Here is an 18,884-nt window from a genome sequence, read left to right as displayed (position 1 = left end):
GTCAGCGCTCCAGTTGTTCGAATTGAATCCGCGGATCGACCCAGACGTAGCACAGGTCCGAGATCAGCTTGGTCGCGAGCCCGATCAGCGTGAATAGATAGAGCGTGCCGAGCACGACCGGATAGTCGCGCCGCACGACGGATTCGTAGGACAGCAAGCCGAGGCCGTCGAGCGAAAACAGCGTCTCGATCAGAAGACTCCCGGTGAAGAACGCGCCGATGAACGCCGCCGGAAAACCCACGATCAGCGGCAGGAGCGCATTGCGAAACACGTGCTTCCACAGCACGCGCCGCTCCGACAAACCCTTCGCCCGCGCGGTCAGCACGTATTGCTTGCGGATTTCGTCAAGGAAGGCGTTCTTCGTCAGCATCGTGATGACGGCGAAGCTGCCGACCACCGACGCCACCACCGGCAACGTGATGTGCCACAGATAATCGACGATCTTGCCGCCGACGGAGAGCGTCGCCCAGTTGTCGGAGGTGAGGTTGCGCAGTGGGAACAGTTGCCAGAACGTGCCGCCGCCGAACAGCACGAGCAGCAGCACGCCGAGCACGAAACCCGGAATCGCGAAGCCGACGAGCACGATGAGGCTCGTCGCGACATCGAATTTCGAGCCGTTGCGCACGGCCTTCGCGATGCCGAGCGGCACCGATATCAGGTACGTGATGAAGAACGTCCACAAGCCGATGCTGATCGACACCGGCAGTTTCGACACGATCAGCGACCACACGCTCTGATGGCGGAAATAGCTGTCGCCGAGATCGAAGCGCGCGAACTTGCCGAGCATCGACACGTAGCGTTCGAGCGGCGGCTTGTCGAAGCCATACAGCGCCTTCAGTTGCGCGACCTGCTGCGCATCGACGCCCGTGTGCGTCCGCATGCCGAACGCGCCGCCCTGCTCGTTGCCGCGGCGCAGGTCGTGCACTGCCTGCTCGACGGGGCCACCCGGCACGAACTGGATCACGGCGAAGGTCAGCGTGAGCACGCCGAGCAGCGTCGGGATCATCAGCAGGATTCGCTTGAGGATGTAGCTCCACATGGCGGCGGTCCGGGTTGGATAAGAGGGGAGCTTACTTCGCGGCGGGCTTGAACCACCACGTCGACGTGATCCAGTCCTCTGCGGTGTAGTAAAGCGGCAGCGTCGACGGAAAGCCAAGGGTGTTCCGATACGCCACCCGATGCGTCGCCGAATACCAGTGCGGGACCACATAGTAGCCGTGCATCAGCACCCGGTCGAGCGCGTGCGTGGCGTCGACGAGTTGCTCGCGCGTCTCGGCCGACACCACCGCCTGCAAAATCGCGTCGACGGCAGGCGACTTCACGCCCGACAGATTGTCCGAGCCCTGCTCGTCGGCGGACTTGCTGCCGAAGCGCGAAACCTGCTCGGTGCCCGGCACCTGCACGTCGGGCATGCGCACGCTCGTCATGTCGAAATCGAATGCGTCGAGACGCTTCTGGATCAGCGCGTAGTCGACCGTGCGAAAATTGCAGGTGATGCCGAGCTTCTGCAGATTGCGCGCGAACGCGGCCGCGACCGGCTCCATCGATGCGCCGCCGCCCGTGTCGTCGAGAATCTCGAAGACGAACGGATCGCCCTTCGCGTTGCGCAAGGCGCCGTCGCGATAGGTCCAGCCAGCGTCCGCGAGCAACTGGCGCGCCTTGATCAGGTTCGCGCGCAACGAGTTCGGCGGCGGTGCCGTGCGCGGCTGCTGCGTCATCTCGCCGAAGACCGACGGATCGAGTTGCGAGCGCAACGGCGCGAGCAGCGCCAGTTCGCCCTCGCTGGGCGTGCCCTTGGCCTGCAAATCGGTGTTGACGAAGAAGCTGTCGGTGCGCTTGTACTGGTTGAAGAACAGTTGCCGGTTGAGCCACTCGAAGTCGAGCGCGAGATCGAGCGCTTGCCGCACGCGCACGTCCTTGAAGAGCGGCCTGCGCACGTTCATGAAGAAGCCCTGCATGCCACTGCCGTTGTGCTGCGGGAATTCGCGCTTGATCAACTCGCCGCTGTCGAAGCGCTTGCCGATGTCGCGCCGCACCCAGTTGCGCGCGACGTTTTCGACGAGCGCATCGTATTCGCCCGCCTTGAACGCTTCGAGCCGCGCGACGCCATCCGAATACAGCTTGTAGTTGATGCGCTCGTAGTTATACGTGCCGACTCGCACGGGCAGCTTGTCGCCCCAATACGAAGGATTGCGCCTGTAGGTGATCGTGCGGCCGTTGTCGTACTGCTCGATCAGATACGGGCCGCTGCCGATCGGCTTCTGGAACGCGAGTTGGTCGAAAGGAATGCGCGTGCCATCCGGGTTCATGCCCCACTTGCGCGAGAACACGGGGATGCCGCCCGCGAGCAGCGGCATCTCGCGCGTGCGCTGCTTGAAGTCGAAGCGGATCGTGAGCGGATCGATCACGACCGCGCGCGCGATCTGCCCGAAATAGACCGCGTATTGCGGCGCGGCCTTCGGGCTCTTCAGCGTTTCGAACGAGAACTTGACGTCCTCCGCCGTGACGGGGTCGCCGTTAGAAAAGCGCGCCTTCGGGTTGAGGTGGAACGTGGTGGAAAGACCGTCGGGCGCGATCGCGATATCGTCGGCGAGAAGGCCGTAGGCGGTCGCCACTTCATCGAGACTGCCCGTCGTCAGGCTCTCGAACATGAAACCGAGGCCGGGTGCCGGATTACCGCGCAGCGTGAACGGATTGAACTTGTCGAAGCTGGTCAGGCGGTTCGGATTCGCGAGCACGAGCGTCCCGCCGCGCGGCGCGTCGGGATTCACGTAGTCGAAGTGACGGAAGTCCGGCGGGTATTTGGGCTCGCCGTATTGCGCGATCGCATACACGGCGAACGCTGCGTGAGAAAGCCCCAAGCCGATCGACCCGATGGACGCGCTTGCGAGCAGAACACGTGTGATCCGTCGCGACGCGGTCGTGATGCGAGTCGTCATAAGCCCTTTTGGAGGAAAATTGGACGAAAAGTAAGGATTGGCCGATGGCGCAAACGCCGCACGAGGTGTAGGACGGCCATCGCAATGTGAGAGAATTCTACCCAAATCCCACGCGGTTCCGCTCGTGTGTTGCCTCGGCCGAGACAGCAATCCGCAGGAGCGCACGCGTGATATTACTAACCGCAGCTATGTTGCAGGGGATCAGCGTCACCGCTGAAGCGCTAACTCTGATCGACCGCGGCGATGCTGCATGGGATCAGCGCAACCGCTGAAGCGCTAACTCTGATCGACCGCAGCGACGCTGCATGGGACCAGAGTAAGCGCTAAAGCGCTAACTCTGGTCGACAAAGGAGCATTCATGGGCTTTCTCGCTGGAAAACGAATTCTGCTGACGGGCTTGCTGTCCAACCGATCGATCGCCTACGGGATCGCGCAGGCGTGCAAGCGCGAGGGCGCGGAACTGGCGTTCACGTATGTCGGCGAACGCTTCAAGGACCGCATCACCGAGTTCGCCACCGAATTCGGCAGCGACCTGGTGTTCTCGTGCGACGTCGCCGAAGACGCGCAGATCGACGCGCTGTTCGCGTCGCTGAAAGAACGCTGGGATACGCTCGACGGCCTCGTGCATTCCATTGGCTTCGCGCCGCGCGAAGCGATCGCGGGCGATTTCCTCGACGGCATGACGCGCGAGAACTTCCGCATCGCCCACGACATTTCCGCGTACAGCTTCCCTGCCCTCGCGAAGGCCGCGGCGCCGATGCTGGCGGCGGACGCATCGCTCCTCACCTTGAGCTACCTCGGGGCCGAACGCGCGATCCCGAACTACAACACGATGGGCCTCGCGAAGGCATCGCTCGAAGCCAGCGTGCGCTATCTCGCGGCGTCGCTCGGCACGAAGGGCGTGCGGGTCAACGGCATTTCGGCCGGCCCGATCAAGACGCTCGCGGCGAGCGGCATCAAGGGCTTCGGCAAGATTCTCGAGTTCGTCGAAAACAATGCGCCGCTCAAGCGCAATGTGACGATCGAACAAGTGGGCAACGTGGCGGCGTTCCTGCTGTCCGATCTCGCGGCCGGCGTCAGCGCGGAAATCGTGCACGTCGACAGCGGGTTCAATGCGGTCGTCGGCGGAATGGGGGCGGTCGCGGAATAACGCGGCGGGTCGTCTCATTGCTTGCCACGGAAACCGTTCCCTTTGCGGGGGACGGTTTTTTTTCGCGCTCGCGACTCAATGACGATGATTGTCATGCCCATGCCCGTGCCCATTACCCTTCCCGTGATCATGATGCTTGTCGTACCCGCGACCGTGATGTCGATACCAGTCGTCGCGATCCCAATACCGGCGGCCGTCGTAATAGCGGTTGCCATACCAGCCGATCACGACCGGCGGTCGCACATACACGGGCGCCGGCTGATAGATGACGGGCGGCGGAGGCGGCGCATAAACCGGCGGCGGCGCGACATAGACCGGTGCCGGAATGCCGACGTTCACGCCAATGTGGACGTCGGCGGCCTGCGACGCGCCGCTGGCGAAGAGTGCACCGGCCGCAATGGAGCCTGCCAGAAACCGGACGATCGAATTCCTTGTCATGCGTAGCGCACCTCGGCGAGTTCGTTGATTCTTGTCGAGAGCGAATATAACGGATAGCTTTCAATACGATATTTCAGTTTTGTAAGTTGTTTCGCCGATCGGGGAAATGTCAGGAGAAACCTTACCTTTTGTTACATCGGACGATAGCGCAAACGCCCAAGAAAAAAGCCATCTGGCTCGCACCAGATGGCTTTTTTGTTCCGCTACCGCGGCGCTCAGTGCCAGCCGTTGTGATGTCCGTGATCGTAGTGCTCGTGATAATTGTTCGGATGATGGCGATACCAGTCATCGCGATCCCAGTAGCGACGGCCATCGTAGTAACGATCGCCGTGCCAGCCGATCACGATCGCCGGTTGCACCGCGTACACGGGCGGCGGAGGCGGCGCATACACGACGGGCGGAGGCGGCGGCGCATACACCGGCTGCGGCGCCACATACACCGGTGCGGGAACCCCGATGTTCACGCCGATATGCACCTGCGCCATTGCCACGCCCGACATGCCCAGACTGCCGAATGCAACCACTCCTGCCAGCAAATAAGCCTTCGATACCTTGTTCATGTGAAGCCCACCTCGACGGGTTGTTTATTGTGTTGAGGCAAATATAGCGGATTGATCCCGGCGAGTTGTTTCAGGCTGGTAACCCCGTATTACCGTCCGATGGATGCTGATTTCTTACACCGCGAAAGCTACCTCAGCAACCGGAACCGGCGCGGCCTTCGCCCTGGAAATCTGATTGGCTAACCGGCACACCGCCGAGTTGTCGGGCTTCGCTGGATCGCTGCGTCCGAAGGTGCCATCGGCGCGGGGAACCTCGGCCCGATGGCTGTTCCATTCGCAACCTCTCCCGGGTTATTCCGGCGCCGAACAACAACGCGCGGAGACCGATCCGGAACGCGTTCACCGTGCGCACGACCTGCAGTTGAGTACCTTCATGCCAAGCATGGCCGGGGCGACATTCACCGCGCGTGCCTCTCGGTTTGCTAACATCTTCCTTACGATCACCGTCACGCGCGCATGGCGGCCAACACGGCGCCGTAAGCAAATAGGAAACATCGGGTAGCGCTGCCCTTTCCTTCTGCCGACCATCGCGCACCAGCGGCGCATGCCGCTATCGACGTTCTTCAACACAGGAAAAGCAAACAATGAGACTTCACCGTTACTTCATCGCGGCTTCGCTTGGAGCGTGCGTCGCCGGCTGCGCCGGCATGGACCCTAACGCGCTCGCACAGTCGGGCCAGCTCGCCACGCAGGCCGCCATGCTCACCGACGCCGACGTCCGCACGCTCTCCGCCAAATCGTGCGCGCAACTGGACAGCGAGAACCAGATCGCCCCGGCCGACAGCCCGTACACGCAGCGCCTGAACAAGATCGCGACGCAACTCGGCGACAACATCAACGGCGTCCCGGTCAACTACAAGGTCTATCTGACGAAAGACGTCAACGCATGGGCAATGGGCAACGGCTGCGTGCGCGTCTATAGCGGCCTCATGGACCTGATGAACGACGACGAAGTACGCGGCGTCGTCGGACACGAGATGGGGCACGTCGCGCTCGGCCACACGAAGAAAGCGATGCAGGTGGCTTACGGGACGTCGGCGGTGCGCTCGGTGGCGTCGGCAGGGACGGGCGTGATCGCGAGCATGTCGGCGTCGCAGTTGGGCGACCTGTCGGAGAAGTTCGTCAACGCGCAGTTCTCGCAGTCACAGGAAACCGCCGCCGACGATTTTTCGTTCGACATGCAGAAGAAAAAGGGACTCGACCCGTCGGGGCTGGTGACTTCGTTCAACAAGCTCGCGCAGATCGACGGCGGCCAGTCGAGCATGCTCAACTCGCATCCGGCCTCGGCCGCGCGAGCGAAGCATATCCAGGACCGGATCGCGTCGGGGAAGTAAGGCGCCTTGTTTGATGAGCGGTGGAACGCATGGAGACTCCGCCGCTTCGCGCATCGAAGCAGGTGCGCTGGCCACCGGCGTACCTGCTCACATCAAGCACAGTGTCGCGAGTTGGTGGCGAACCGGTGCTCGCACGCAAACACTGGAGCTTATGCGTAGCTTGCAGAGACGGAAAAGGGCCTCTCGTCCGCTTGTGCTTAGTCGAGCCAATCAATGCAAACGGGGGCCGCCTGCGTGATGTCGATGAAACGGCGCGACGCGATATTCGGTTGGAACATCGGCGCATCGCGGAACATTTCGCGACCCGCAAAACAAAAACCCCGCAGAGCCTAGACTCTGCGGGGTTTTCTCCACCATCGCTGGCGGAGACGGAGGGATTCGAACCCTCGATCCAGGTTTTGGCCCAGATGCTCCCTTAGCAGGGGAGTGCCTTCGACCTCTCGGCCACGTCTCCCAAACTTTCGGTCGCGCAGGGAGTCAGCGCGACGAAGCCAAGATAATAGCGGGTTCAAACGCGCTGGTCAAATTCGCAGACGAATTTTTTCATCCATCCAGCGCTTGTCCTGCACGCGAAAAAACCCGCCACGACACTTGCAGCCCGCAGGCCGCCAACGCCGCATCAAACGGCCATGCCAAACAGCAACATCAAACCAGCCTCATCAAGCCTGATCGAGTTCGAACGCCTTATGCAGCGCGCGCACGGCGAGCTCCGTGTACTTCTCGTCGATGAGCACCGAGATCTTGATCTCGGACGTCGAGATCATCTGGATGTTGATGCCCTCTTCCGACAGCGTGCGGAACATCGTGCTCGCGATACCGACATGCGAGCGCATGCCCACGCCGACCACCGACACCTTCGACACCTTCGAGTCGCCCAGCACGCGCTCGGCCTTCACGTGATCCTTCACCTGGCCGTTGAGAATCTCCATCGCGCGATGGTAGTCGCCACGACCCACCGTGAACGTGAAGTCGGTCTTGCCGTCCACGCTCTGGTTCTGGATGATCATGTCGATGTCGATGTTCGCATCGGCAACGGGCCCGAGGATCTGGTACGCGACGCCCGGCTTGTCGGGCACGCCCATGACGGCGATACGCGCTTCGTCACGCTGGAACGCGATGCCCGAAATCACTGCTTTTTCCATGTTCTCGTCTTCTTCAAAAGTAATCAGGGTGCCCGAGTGCATTTCGTCTTCGAGCGGAATCAGCGGGTCGGTCAGGCTGGAGAGCACACGCGTCTTCACCCGATACTTGCCGGCGAATTCCACCGAGCGGATCTGCAATACCTTCGACCCGAGGCTCGCCATCTCCAGCATTTCCTCGAAGGTCACGCGGTCGAGCCGGCGCGCTTCCTCGACGACGCGCGGATCGGTCGTATAGACGCCGTCGACGTCGGTGTAGATCAGGCATTCGTCGGCGGCGAGCGCCGCTGCGATCGCAACCGCCGACGTGTCCGAGCCGCCGCGCCCGAGCGTCGCGATGTGGCCTTCCGGGTCGACGCCCTGGAAGCCCGTGATGACGACGACCTTGCCGGCGTCGAGATCGGCGAGCACGCGGCCTCCGTCGATCTCGTTGATGCGCGCTTTCGTGAACGCGCTGTCGGTCTTGATCGGCACTTGCCAGCCGGCGTAGCTGACCGCTTCGAGGCCCTCGGCATGCAACGCGATGGCGAGCAGGCCGACGCTGACCTGCTCGCCAGTGGAGGCGATCATGTCGAGTTCGCGCGGGTCGGGATTGGGCGTGATGTCTCTCGCGAGGCCGAGCAGGCGATTCGTTTCGCCCGACATCGCGGACGGCACGACGACCATCTTGTGGCCGGCCTTGTGCCATTTCGCGACGCGTTTGGCGACGTTCTTGATGCGCTCGACGGAGCCCATCGAGGTGCCGCCGTATTTGTGTACGATGAGTGCCATTGTCGTTTTGAACTGGAGGGGAAACCGCGCTTCAGGCTGCTGGCGTTGCGATCGACGACTTCGGGTGGCGTTGGATCCGGCGACACGTCAGGCAGCGAGTAACTACGATAGGCGGATGCCGCTCGCGCCGGCTCGTGTGAGTCGTCTTGCGCGAAAGTGCGGTTCAGGCGGCGGAAATCGGGTCTTTTGGACGGAGATGCTGCAGGAAACGCACGGCGGACAAACGAGTTAAATTACCCGATCGGACGTCAAAATACAAGTCGAAACAGGCATTTGGCCATCGCTGCGGTCGGCCATTTCGCGTCGCAACGATCACGCGATGAGCAGGTCGGGCCGCCACGCGATACGTCGAAACGGCCCGTCGCGATCCATCGGCCGAGCGTCGCGATTCAGGCCGATCAGCGGGACGAACAGCAGCGTCTCGCCGACGAACAGCAGCGGCACATCGCGCTTCCATGCCGGCACGCCGCGCTCCTGAAAAAGGTTCTTGAGCGTACGGCTCGGTGCATCGGCGGCGAGCCGCACGCGTTCGCCGCCCGCGCGCGAACGGGCGCAAAGCCGCGTTGAACGCAGGACGCTTTCCGCGACGGCATCGTCGTGGTCCGCATCGCACGCCTCGAAGACGAACGCGCCGCGCCATTGCGCCAGGCGCCAGACCTCGTCGCCCTGCCATCGCAATTCGACCGCCATCCTCGGCGCGGGCGCGCCTTCGTCGAGATCGGCCGGATCGGCGCTATCGCCCTTTTCCCAGAAGATCGCATCGCGATACTCGCGCAGGCAATGCCCCGCGTGATCGATGCGCAGCGCGTGGCCGTCGCGCGTGGCGAGTGCATCGCGCAGTTGCCGCAGGATGTCGGTCATGCGCGCCGTCGATGCCGCCGCGAACCCGAGCGAACGCATCCAGTAACGCAGCAGGTTGATGGCGCGTTCGTCGTCGAGCGCGAGCAGCGTTTCGAGCGCGAGCGCGTTCTCGTTACTGTCATTGCGTGCATGTTCGAGATCGATGCGCGCGAGTTCATCGAGCAGGCGCTGCGCCGACGCCGCATGCGACGCCGTGCGTGCGAGCGCATCGCGAAAGCCCGGAAAGTGCACGGCGAGCACCGGCAGCACGTCGTGGCGCAATGCGTTGCGTGCGTAACGCGTATCGATGTTCGATTCGTCATCGATCCAGTTCAGGTCGCGCTCGTGCGCGTAGTGCTCGAGTTGAGCGCGCAGCAGGTTGAGCAGCGGCCGCACGCGCGGCACCGACATCGTACCGTCGATCCGTTCGGGCGACATCGCGGCGAGCCCCGCCACGCCCGCGCCGCGCAGCAGTTGCAGCAGCACGGTTTCGGCCTGGTCGTCGGCGTGATGGGCGAGCCAGAGCGCCTTCGCACCGTGCTCGTCGCAAAGCTGATCCAGCGCGCGATAGCGTGCATCGCGGGCGGCCGCTTCGAGGCTTTCGCCGCCCGCGCGCACCACGTCGACGCAGCGCGCTGCAAAACGCACGCCGAGCGAATCGGCGAACGACTCGCAATGCGCGGACCATGCGTCAGCGTTCGGGCTCAACCCGTGATGCACATGCAACGCGACGACACGCGACGCGCCCGCGCATCGCGCGGCGGCGTCGAGCAGAACGGTCGAGTCGAGACCGCCGGAGAGCGCGACCGCGAACAGCGAATCGGAGGAAGAAGCCGCCACTCGACCGAGCGCCACGCGAACCGCCTCGATCACGAGGCGGCTGGCGGGAGTGTCGGTGTCGGAGGTCACGGGGAATGTGCGCGCGTCGAGCGCGTCGGGCGATTGGCGGCGTGGGCGTGTCTTACGCGCCCGGCAGCGTTTCCTTGAACTTGCCGTAGGCCATCAGCTTGTCGAAGCGGCGTTCGCGCACGTCCTGCACGCTCATGCCGTGGAACTGACGCAGCGAATCGGCGAGCGCGCGGCGCAGCAGTGCGGCCATGCCCTTCGGATCGCGATGCGCGCCGCCGAGCGGCTCGTTGACGATCTTGTCGATGAGACCGAGCGCCTTCAGCCGATGCGCGGTCAGCCCGAGCGCTTCGGCGGCTTCCGGCGCCTTCGCCGCGCTCTTCCACAGAATCGACGCGCAGCCTTCCGGCGAGATCACGGAATACGTGGAGAACTGCAGCATCATCACGCTGTCAGCGACCGCGATAGCGAGCGCGCCGCCCGAGCCGCCTTCGCCGATGATCGTCGTGATGATCGGCGTCTTCAGTTCGGCCATCACATACAGGTTGCGCCCGATCGCTTCCGACTGTCCGCGCTCTTCCGCGCCGATGCCCGGATACGCGCCCGGCGTGTCGACGAACGTGAAGATCGGCAAGCCGAACTTCTCGGCGAGGCGCATCAGGCGCTCAGCCTTGCGATAGCCTTCCGGACGCGGCATGCCGAAGTTGCGCAGCGCGCGCTCCTTCGTGTCGCGGCCCTTCTGATGACCGATCACCATGCACGGCTGGCCGTTGAAACGCGCGAGGCCGCCGACGATCGCGAGGTCGTCGGCGAACGAACGATCGCCGTGCAGTTCGTGGAAATCGGTGAACAGCTCGTTGACGTAGTCGAGCGTATAAGGCCGCTGCGGATGGCGAGCAATCTGCGAAACCTGCCACGGGGTGAGGTTCGCGTAGAGATCCTTGGTGAGCTGCTGGCTCTTCTTCGACAGCCGCTCGATTTCTTCCGAAATATCGACAGCGGAATCGTCCTGGACGAAGCGCAACTCTTCGATCTTCGCTTCGAGTTCGGCGATCGGCTGTTCGAAATCCAGAAACGTGGTCTTCATTATTCGAATCCTAGGAGCTGGGCAGCGCGTATTCTAACCGCGCGTCACCCTTTCAAATTCGGGTCGCAACTATCGATTATAAGATAACGATAGCGGCCACGGCTTCTTCTGATTTTCAATGATCCGCAGGTATCGGATCGAGACTGCGCCACATGTACCATGTTGCCACCGTCCGCCAAGGCTCCCAGTTTGCCGCTACTTCACGCGCTTCGCTTCGCGTGACCGGCTCGCCGCTGAAATAGTTGACGCTGATCGCCTGGATGAGGCCGAGGTCGTCGAGCGGCAGAACGTTCGGGCGCGACAGGTTGAAGATGAGGAACATCTCCGCCGTCCATCGCCCGATGCCGCGAATCTGCGTCAACTCGCCGATCACGGCTTCGTCTTCCATCGACGTCCAGGTATCGACGTGCAGCGCGCCCGATACGAAATGCTGCGCAAGATCAAGAATGTATTCCGACTTGCGCCTGGAGAGTCCGCACGCCTGCAGTTTTTCGTGACCGAGCTTGATGAACTGCTGCGGCGCAAGTTTCGCGCACGCGGTCTCGACGCGTTCCCAGATGGTCTGCGCGGCACGCACGGAAATCTGCTGGCCGACGACAGAACGCGCGAGCGTGGTGAACGGATCGTCGCGATTGATCAGGTGAACGGGGCCGAACTTTGGAATCAGTTTCTTGAGGATGCGGTCGCGCTTCACGAGGTCGGCGCACGCCTTGTCCCAGTACTCGGGACGCGTGATCTCGGCCTTGAGCCCGGCGATCTGGACCGGCACCGCAGCCTGCTCCGTGACCGCGCGCGACTTGCGTACGACCTCGCCTTCGTGCTGCGGGTCACGCACGAGCGCCTGCGCCGATGCGCCGTCGCCTTTGCCCGGTGCGGCCTCGCCGTTGCCGCTGTTGCCGCTGTTGCCTTTGGTGTTCGCACGTTTTCGCGATGCCGGCACTTGCGCGCCGGTCTTGCTCGCGCCCGCAGCGCCGTTGCGACGGCCGGTGAGCTTTACCTCGGCGCTTGCGGCCTTCTTCGCGGTGGTCTTGCGCGCGCTGCCATGCGTGGCTCCATTCACTGCCTTCGCCGGCGCCTTCGCCGACGTGCGCCGCGTGCTCTTCGTCACGGGCGACGTGCTTACTGCGGACGCGGCTCGTTTAGCCGGCGCCTTCCTGGCCGTTGCCATCATGCCTCCTGCCTGGTGAGTCGATTGAGGGTGTGAATGGCCGCGCTCAAACGCGGCGCCATTCCGTCGACCCACCCGGTTTGTCTTCAAGCGCAATACCGGCTTCGAGCAATTCGGCGCGAATCCGGTCTGCTTCGGCATAGTTCTTCGCCTGCTTCGCTGCAACGCGAGCGGCGATCATCGATTCGATCTCGGCCGGTGCGATGCTCGCGCCGGCCGTGTTGCTGGCGCCCACGGCCTGCTGAAGGAACGCGCGCGGCTCGCGCCCGAGCAATCCGAGCACGCCGGCGAGCTGCTTCAACTGGCGCGCGAGCGCGCGCTCACGCGTGCGGTTCACTTCGCTTGCGAGGTCGAACAGCACCGACACCGCGACGGGCGTGTTGAAGTCGTCATTCATCGCCGACTGGAAACGCTGCGCGTTCGCTTCGTTCCAGTCAAGCGCTTGATCGTCCGGCTCCACATCCTTGAGCGCCGTATACAAGCGCGTCAGGGCACCACGTGCGTCGTCGATGTGCACGTCGCTGTAATTCAGCGGCGACCGATAGTGTGCCCGCGCTATAAAGAAACGCACGACTTCTGCATCAAATTTTTCAAGTACTTCGCGGATCGTGAAGAAGTTGCCGAGTGACTTCGACATCTTCTCGTTGTCGATCTGCACATAGCCGTTGTGCATCCAGTAGTTCACGAACTGCTTGCCGGTCGCGGCTTCGCTCTGGGCGATCTCGTTCTCGTGGTGCGGGAATTGCAGGTCCTGGCCGCCGCCGTGGATGTCGAACTGTTCGCCGAGCAGCGTGCATCCCATCGCCGAACATTCGATATGCCAGCCCGGACGGCCACGGCCCCACTTCGAGTCCCAGCCGCTGTCGGCGGGTTCGTCGGGCTTCGCCTGCTTCCACAGCACGAAGTCGAGCGGATCGTCCTTCGCGTCGTTCGCGGCCACGCGCTCGCCCGCGCGCAGGTCCTCGATCGACTTGCCAGAGAGCTTGCCGTAGCCCGCGAACTTGCGCACCGCGTAGTTGACGTCGCCGTCCTTCGCCTGGTACGCGTAGCCGTTGGCTTCGAGCATATCAATCATGCCGAGCATCGGCGCGATGAAGTCGGTCGCGCGCGGTTCGAGATCGGGGCGAGCCACGCCGAGCGCATCCGCGTCTTCGTGCATCGCGTCGGTGAAGCGGCGCGTGAGCGCCTTGATCGGCTCGCCATTCTCGAGCGCGCGGCGAATGATCTTGTCGTCGATGTCGGTGACGTTGCGCACGTAGGTCACCTTGTAGCCGAGCGTGCGCAGCCACCGCTGCACGATGTCGAACACGACCATCACGCGCGCATGGCCGACGTGACAATAGTCATACACCGTCATTCCGCAGACATACATGCGCACCTCTCCATCCCGGAGCGGCACGAAAGATTGCTTGTCACGCGCGAGCGTGTTGTAGATGCGCAGTGAATTCATAGAAGACGGTGCGGGTCGGGAAACATCCGTGTGTTGGTGTCGCTGGGTCACGTATCGGCACTACCATGCTGGCAAAAGTGGCAAGAGCGGCGCGAAGATCCAGCCGTGCGTTGCGCTGAAGGACCCAGGCGAGGATCCAACCAAGGACCAGACATCCTTCGGCAACAGCCCTGGATCACGCGTGCCACCTGAGCAAAACACGGGGCTCACGCTGCGATCAAAACGGAGACGACCACGAGTGGCGTAAAGACAGCCTGACGTCCGACGGAACGTGCAGACCTTTTGTTAGAATGGGTCGGAGTATAACATCCAGACTTGAGCCTATGAAACCTTCAAGCGGCCGCGCACAAGGCGTTGCCAACCGAGCTGCAAGCCCCGTCGCCACTCGCGCCGCGGGCATCGTCGCAACCGCGATCGCCACCACTCTGGCCACTGCAAGTTTCGGTCTCGCCGCAAGTTTTCTTTGCATCGCCACCGCTCATGCGCAGGTGTCCACCGCCACCTCGGACGGCACGCCGCAGATCGACGCATTGATCGCGCAGAAAGACTGGACCCACGCGCTCGCGCAACTTGACGAGCGCCTCAAGACGAACCCGCGCGACGCGCAGGCGATGTTCAAGCGCGGCACGGTACTCGCGCGCCTGAATCGCGACAACGACGCGATCGCCGCGTTTACCGAACTGACGCAGGCCTATCCCGAACTGCCCGAGCCGTACAACAATCTCGCCGCGCTGTACGCGAAGCACGGCCGCTATGAAGAAGCGCGCGCCGCGCTCGAAACTGCGGTCAAGGCGAACCCGAGCTATGCGCTCGCGTACGACAATCTCGGCGATCTCTATCTGCGGCTCGCCAGCGAGTCGTACAAGCGCGCGCAGTCGCTCGGGTCGAAGAGCCCGCTCACGCGGCAGCGCGTCGCCGATATCCAGAACGTCATCACGCCGCCTCCGGTGTCGAAGAAGCGCGTGGGACCGGCCGGCGCGTCAGCCGCTCCCGCTGCAAGGGCGCCTTCCATCGAAGACTGGGCGCCGGGCGCGGCAGGCACCACGCCGGATGCGCCTGCCTTCGCGGTGCCCGGCGTCTACTCGCCGTTCGGCGGTCCGACCGGCCCGTTCCCGACCACGCCCTACGTCGCACCGAACACCCAGCCCTGACATCGGACGCCTCAGCGGCGTTCAGCGCGATAGAAAGCCGTACCCGTAGCAACTCTAACCAGAGGATCGATTGTTCATGAAATTGCTGATGTTGGCGCTCGGCAGCGCCGCACTGATCGCGAACGCTCCCGCCTTCGCTCAAGCTGCACCGCAGGCCGCGCATCCGGGCGTGCTGTTCAAGACCTCGCAAGGCGACATTCGCGTCGAACTCTATCCCGAGAAGGCGCCGAAGACCGTCGCGAACTTCCTCGATTACGTGAAGTCAGGCCAGTACAACGGCACGATCTTTCATCGCGTGATTCCGGGCTTCATGATCCAGGGCGGCGGCTTCAGCACGAGCTTCGTCGAGAAGCCGACGCGCGCGCCGATTCCGCTCGAGAGCAAGAACGGCCTGAAGAACAGCGTAGGCACGCTGGCGATGGCCCGCACGAGCGACCCGAACTCGGCCACCGCGCAGTTCTTCATCAATACGGTCGATAATACGGGACTCGACTATCCGAATCCGGACGGCAATGGCTATGCCGTCTTCGGCAAGGTCACGGCGGGCATGGACGTCGTGAAGAAGATCGAAGGAACGCCCACCACCACGCGCGGGCCGATGGCCGACGTGCCGCAAAAGCCGGTCATCATCGAATCGGCAACGGTGGTCTCGAAGTAAGCCGCGCAGGATGTCGCCCGCGGGCGGCGCATGGTGGCATTCGCCAGCCACACATCAACAAACAACATCGGAGAGCAACACATCATGGTCGAACTGCATACGAACCACGGCATCATCAAGATCGAACTGGATGCCGAGAAGGCGCCGAAGTCAGTCGAGAACTTCCTCAACTACGTGAAGAAGGGCCACTACGACAACACGGTGTTTCATCGCGTGATCGACGGCTTCATGATCCAGGGCGGCGGCTTCGAGCCGGGCATGAAGCAAAAGCCCACCGACGCGCCGATCGACAACGAAGCGAACAACGGCCTGAAGAACGAAAAGGGCACGCTCGCGATGGCGCGCACGAACGACCCGCATTCGGCCACCGCGCAGTTCTTCATCAACGTGAACGACAACGAGTTCCTGAACCATACGTCGCCGACGCCGCAGGGCTGGGGCTATACGGTGTTCGGCCGGGTCGTCGACGGGCTCGACATCGTCGAGAAGATCAGGAAGGTCAAGACGGGTTCGAAAGGCTTTCACCAGGACGTGCCGGTCGACGACGTGGTGATCGAGAAGGCGGTGGTGGTCGAGTAATCGTCGAGCAATGATCGACGCCACGCATTTCGATGCGCAAACAGCGGGTGCGACCAGCGAGCGCCCGCTGTTTTTTATTGCGGACCTGCATTTGAGCGACGCGATCCCGAATACGGTCGCGGCGTTCGAACACTTCATCGGCGTGACGGCCAACGAGGCCGATTCCGTGTTCATCCTCGGCGACCTGTTCGAGTTCTGGGTGGGCGACGACGTGCTCGACGCATCGGTCGATCACGAACGCGGGCGCTTCGCGCGCCGCATGACGACGCTGATGCACACGCTTGCGGAGCGCGGCATCGCGCTTTACGTGATGCACGGCAATCGCGATTTCCTGCTCGGCAGGCGCTTCATGAAGGAAGCCGGCGCGCTGCCTCTGCCCGATCCGTTCGTCATCACGGCGTTCGGCACGCGCATCGTGCTCGCGCATGGCGACGCGCTCTGCACCGCCGACGCGGGCTATCAGCGCTTCCGGCGTTTCGCGCGCAACCGGCTCGCGCAAGGTCTCTTCCTGAGTCTGCCGCTCACGGCACGGCTTGGGATCGCGGAACGCATGCGCTCGAAAAGCGAAGATGCGCGCATGCAGCCGGTGTCGGCGAAATACGATGTGACGCGCGAAGCCGTCGCGCAATTGTTCGCGTCGAGCGGCACGCACACGATGATCCACGGGCACACACACCGGCCGGCGCGGCATCGCGAAGCCGACGGCACGCGCTGGGTCATCCCCGACTGGGAACTCGACCATGGCGAACCGCGCGGCGGCTATCTGCGGCTCGACGCCGACGGAATCCGCGCGCTGCCGCTCGAACTCGAATCAGGCGCGCGCTTCAGCGCCGCGCCGTCTCCCCTTCCATTGCCGCCGACAGCCGCTTGAGATCGAGCAGCGCCGCGCCGTCAATCCCGTTCAACGCTTCCACGCGCGTGCCGAGCCGCTCCAGCGCCGCGACGATCTCGTCGATGCGCTGTGTTTGCGTCGACGCGTGGTCGATCAGGCCGTGGATCGCGAGCGAGACGGGATCGTCTGCGTTCGGCGTGATGCCGTACGCGCAAAAGCCGCCGCGTCCGGCGGCGCTCGACGCATCCGCGGCTTGCGCCGTCGCGGGCACAACGATCCGCGCGGGATTGCCCACCGCCGTGCCGCCTGCCGGCACCGGCTTCACGACCACCGCGTTCGAGCCGATCTTCGCCCCCTCGCCGACCGTGAAGCCGCCGAGCACCTTCGCGCCCGCGCCGACGATCACGCCGCGTCCGAGCGTCGGATGGCGCTTCGCGCCGCGCGTGAGCGAGGTGCCGCCGAGTGTCACGCCCTGGTAGATCGTGCAGTCGTCGCCGATCTCGGCCGTCTCGCCGACCACGACGCCCATGCCGTGGTCGATGAACACGCGCCGTCCGACGGTCGCGCCGGGGTGGATCTCGATGCCGGTCAGAAAGCGCGCGATCTGCGAGACGAAGCGCGCGAGCCAGCGCCATTGCCCGCGCCAGCACGCGTGCGCGAGCCGGTGCAGCACGATCGCGTGAAAGCCCGGATAGCACGTGAGCACTTCCCAGGCGCTGCGGGCGGCGGGATCGCGCTCGCGGATGGCGGCAATGTCTTCGCTCAGGCGTTTGAACATGTCGATGGCTCTGTGAGGGGGATCGGCCTTGCGTCGACCGGGCTTTAGCACGGAGCGCGCAATCCTTATATGGTTTTCGCCAATGGCTTCGACGGATTGTAGGACGGCCTCGCGGACTCTGCTCAATGCCCCCGTCGCCCGCGCGGTCGCTTCAGTCCTGCTTCAGCCGCAGCAGAATGTGCTTCGCGATGCCGCGCAGGATGTTCACCTCTTCGCGCTCCAGTCCGGAACGCGCAAAGAGCCGCCGCACGCGCGACATCAGCTTCTTCGGGTTCGCGGGATCGAGGAAATCGAGCGCGACCAGCGCGCTTTCGAGATGCGCGTACATGCCTTCGATTTCGTCGCTGGACGCGCTGGCGCTTGCCACGCTCAAAGCTCCCGACGCGGCCGGCGCGGCCGGCGCCGTGGATTGCAACGCCAGGCGCAACTCGTACGCGAGTACCTGCACCGCCTGCGCCAGATTCAGCGAGCTATACGCCGGATTGGCCGGAATGTGGGCCAGCGCGCTGCATCGCTCGACATCCGCGTTCGACAGGCCGGTGCGCTCGTTGCCGAACACGCACGCGATCTCACCGTGTCGCACGAACGCGTGCGCGCGCTCGGCGGCGGCGCGCGGCGGCAGTTGCGGCGGCCCGTATTCGCGCAGGCGCGCGGTGAGCGCGACCGACCAGTGCACGCCCGCGAGCGCGTCCGCGAGCGTATCGACCACAACCGCCGAGGCGAGCACGTCGTCGGCGCCCGACGCCATTGCGATGGCTTCCGGTTCGTTCTTGACATTGGCGACGCGTGGCGCCACGAGCACGAGGCGCGCGAAGCCCATCGTCTTGAGCGCGCGGGCCGCCGCGCCGACGTTGCCGGGATGGCTCGGTTCGACGAGAACAAAGCGCGTCGACGTGAAACCGCCGCTCAGGTTGGGGGAATCGAGTGAGTCCAAAGCTTGAATCGCCGGTCGGAGGGAATAACCCAATATGTTAGCGCCTCTCGCGTCCGGCTCCCGAAGCCGGACGCAATAGGACACCGCAGGACACCGCCGAAACGTCTCCGGGCCTGGCTTGCTTTCAGGTAAAATACCGCCTTCGCGCGCCTCGGACTGCCGCCGGCCGCCCCGCTCTTCTCCAATTCGTCTTTCGTCGACATTGTCGTTGTCGCCAACTTTCCGGCTCG

At 63.7% G+C, this 18,884-nt stretch carries 16 protein-coding genes, 1 tRNA gene and 1 pseudogene; 6 read left to right on the top strand and 12 right to left on the bottom strand.

What is annotated here, in order from left to right; genetic code table 11:
- Position 1: 1 nt before the first annotated feature.
- Together AWB68_RS10060 and AWB68_RS10055 are read right to left on the bottom strand one after the other, a co-directional pair.
- Positions 2 to 1,039, bottom strand: coding sequence for a microcin C ABC transporter permease YejB (locus AWB68_RS10060; protein ID WP_087644191.1), 1,038 nt, complete (start codon positions 1,037 to 1,039; stop codon positions 2 to 4).
- A 31-nt stretch (positions 1,040 to 1,070) separates the two neighbouring features.
- Positions 1,071 to 2,939, bottom strand: a complete 1,869-nt coding sequence (locus AWB68_RS10055; RefSeq protein WP_087644190.1) for an extracellular solute-binding protein — start codon at positions 2,937 to 2,939, stop codon at positions 1,071 to 1,073.
- A gap of 358 nt (positions 2,940 to 3,297) precedes the next feature.
- On the opposite strand from AWB68_RS10055, the gene fabI reads away from it, so the two are divergent.
- Entirely contained in the window at positions 3,298 to 4,089 is a 792-nt protein-coding gene (fabI, locus tag AWB68_RS10050; RefSeq protein ID WP_087644189.1) for an enoyl-ACP reductase FabI, read from the top strand.
- Positions 4,090 to 4,164: 75 nt separating this feature from the next.
- On the opposite strand, the gene AWB68_RS10045 is transcribed toward fabI, so the two are convergent.
- Both AWB68_RS10045 and AWB68_RS10040 read right to left on the bottom strand, forming a co-directional pair.
- Positions 4,165 to 4,527 carry a hypothetical protein gene (locus AWB68_RS10045; protein WP_087644188.1) on the bottom strand — a complete coding sequence of 121 codons (363 nt, stop codon included), beginning with the start codon at positions 4,525 to 4,527 and terminating at the stop codon, positions 4,165 to 4,167.
- 215 nt (positions 4,528 to 4,742) lie between these two features.
- The gene (locus AWB68_RS10040; protein ID WP_087644187.1) at positions 4,743 to 5,087 is read right to left on the bottom strand and encodes a hypothetical protein; all 345 of its coding nucleotides are present in this window, start codon (positions 5,085 to 5,087) and stop codon (positions 4,743 to 4,745) included.
- Between the two features lie 584 nt (positions 5,088 to 5,671).
- On the opposite strand from AWB68_RS10040, the gene loiP reads away from it, so the two are divergent.
- Positions 5,672 to 6,421 carry a metalloprotease LoiP gene (gene loiP / locus AWB68_RS10035; protein WP_087644186.1) on the top strand — a complete coding sequence of 250 codons (750 nt, stop codon included), beginning with the start codon at positions 5,672 to 5,674 and terminating at the stop codon, positions 6,419 to 6,421.
- 360 nt (positions 6,422 to 6,781) lie between these two features.
- Here loiP and AWB68_RS10030 read toward each other — a convergent pair.
- The 6 genes from AWB68_RS10030 to cysS all read right to left on the bottom strand — a co-directional run bounded on the left by AWB68_RS10030 (position 6,782) and on the right by cysS (position 13,722).
- Positions 6,782 to 6,875: transfer RNA gene (locus AWB68_RS10030), tRNA-Ser, on the bottom strand.
- Positions 6,876 to 7,080: 205 nt separating this feature from the next.
- The gene (locus AWB68_RS10025) at positions 7,081 to 8,331 is read right to left on the bottom strand and encodes an aspartate kinase (protein WP_087644185.1); all 1,251 of its coding nucleotides are present in this window, start codon (positions 8,329 to 8,331) and stop codon (positions 7,081 to 7,083) included.
- A 312-nt stretch (positions 8,332 to 8,643) separates the two neighbouring features.
- A complete protein-coding gene (gene tilS, locus AWB68_RS10020) occupies positions 8,644 to 10,080 on the bottom strand; it encodes a tRNA lysidine(34) synthetase TilS (RefSeq protein WP_087644184.1) in 1,437 nt (478 codons plus the stop codon).
- A 52-nt stretch (positions 10,081 to 10,132) separates the two neighbouring features.
- Positions 10,133 to 11,104 carry an acetyl-CoA carboxylase carboxyltransferase subunit alpha gene (locus tag AWB68_RS10015; protein ID WP_087644183.1) on the bottom strand — a complete coding sequence of 324 codons (972 nt, stop codon included), beginning with the start codon at positions 11,102 to 11,104 and terminating at the stop codon, positions 10,133 to 10,135.
- Between the two features lie 115 nt (positions 11,105 to 11,219).
- Positions 11,220 to 12,272, bottom strand: coding sequence for a DNA-3-methyladenine glycosylase family protein (locus tag AWB68_RS10010; RefSeq protein ID WP_087644182.1), 1,053 nt, complete (start codon positions 12,270 to 12,272; stop codon positions 11,220 to 11,222).
- Between the two features lie 46 nt (positions 12,273 to 12,318).
- Complete coding sequence (gene cysS / locus AWB68_RS10005; protein ID WP_087644181.1) at positions 12,319 to 13,722, bottom strand: cysteine--tRNA ligase; 1,404 nt, start codon at positions 13,720 to 13,722, stop codon at positions 12,319 to 12,321.
- Positions 13,723 to 14,012: 290 nt separating this feature from the next.
- Between cysS and AWB68_RS10000 the strand changes: the two genes are divergently transcribed.
- The 4 genes and pseudogenes from AWB68_RS10000 to AWB68_RS09985 all read left to right on the top strand — a co-directional run.
- A complete protein-coding gene (locus tag AWB68_RS10000) occupies positions 14,013 to 14,873 on the top strand; it encodes a tetratricopeptide repeat protein (protein WP_087644180.1) in 861 nt (286 codons plus the stop codon).
- A 76-nt stretch (positions 14,874 to 14,949) separates the two neighbouring features.
- On the top strand, positions 14,950 to 15,531 hold the full coding sequence (locus AWB68_RS09995; RefSeq protein ID WP_087644179.1) for a peptidylprolyl isomerase: 582 nt from the start codon (positions 14,950 to 14,952) through the stop codon (positions 15,529 to 15,531).
- Between the two features lie 84 nt (positions 15,532 to 15,615).
- A complete protein-coding gene (locus AWB68_RS09990; RefSeq protein WP_087644239.1) occupies positions 15,616 to 16,110 on the top strand; it encodes a peptidylprolyl isomerase in 495 nt (164 codons plus the stop codon).
- A 10-nt stretch (positions 16,111 to 16,120) separates the two neighbouring features.
- Positions 16,121 to 16,915, top strand: a pseudogene (locus tag AWB68_RS09985) (UDP-2,3-diacylglucosamine diphosphatase); the annotation flags it as partial.
- Between the two features lie 19 nt (positions 16,916 to 16,934).
- Here the strand turns inward: AWB68_RS09985 and cysE are convergent.
- Together cysE and AWB68_RS09975 are read right to left on the bottom strand one after the other, a co-directional pair.
- Positions 16,935 to 17,720, bottom strand: coding sequence for a serine O-acetyltransferase (gene cysE / locus AWB68_RS09980; RefSeq protein ID WP_087644177.1), 786 nt, complete (start codon positions 17,718 to 17,720; stop codon positions 16,935 to 16,937).
- 151 nt (positions 17,721 to 17,871) lie between these two features.
- A complete protein-coding gene (locus AWB68_RS09975) occupies positions 17,872 to 18,654 on the bottom strand; it encodes an RNA methyltransferase (protein ID WP_327382245.1) in 783 nt (260 codons plus the stop codon).
- Positions 18,655 to 18,884: the final 230 nt, after the last annotated feature.

The organism is Caballeronia choica, from assembly GCF_001544535.1.
Taxonomy (GTDB): domain Bacteria; phylum Pseudomonadota; class Gammaproteobacteria; order Burkholderiales; family Burkholderiaceae; genus Caballeronia; species Caballeronia choica.
Note: the sequence above shows the minus strand (reverse complement) of the source record. Positions and strands in the feature narration are given on the sequence as shown.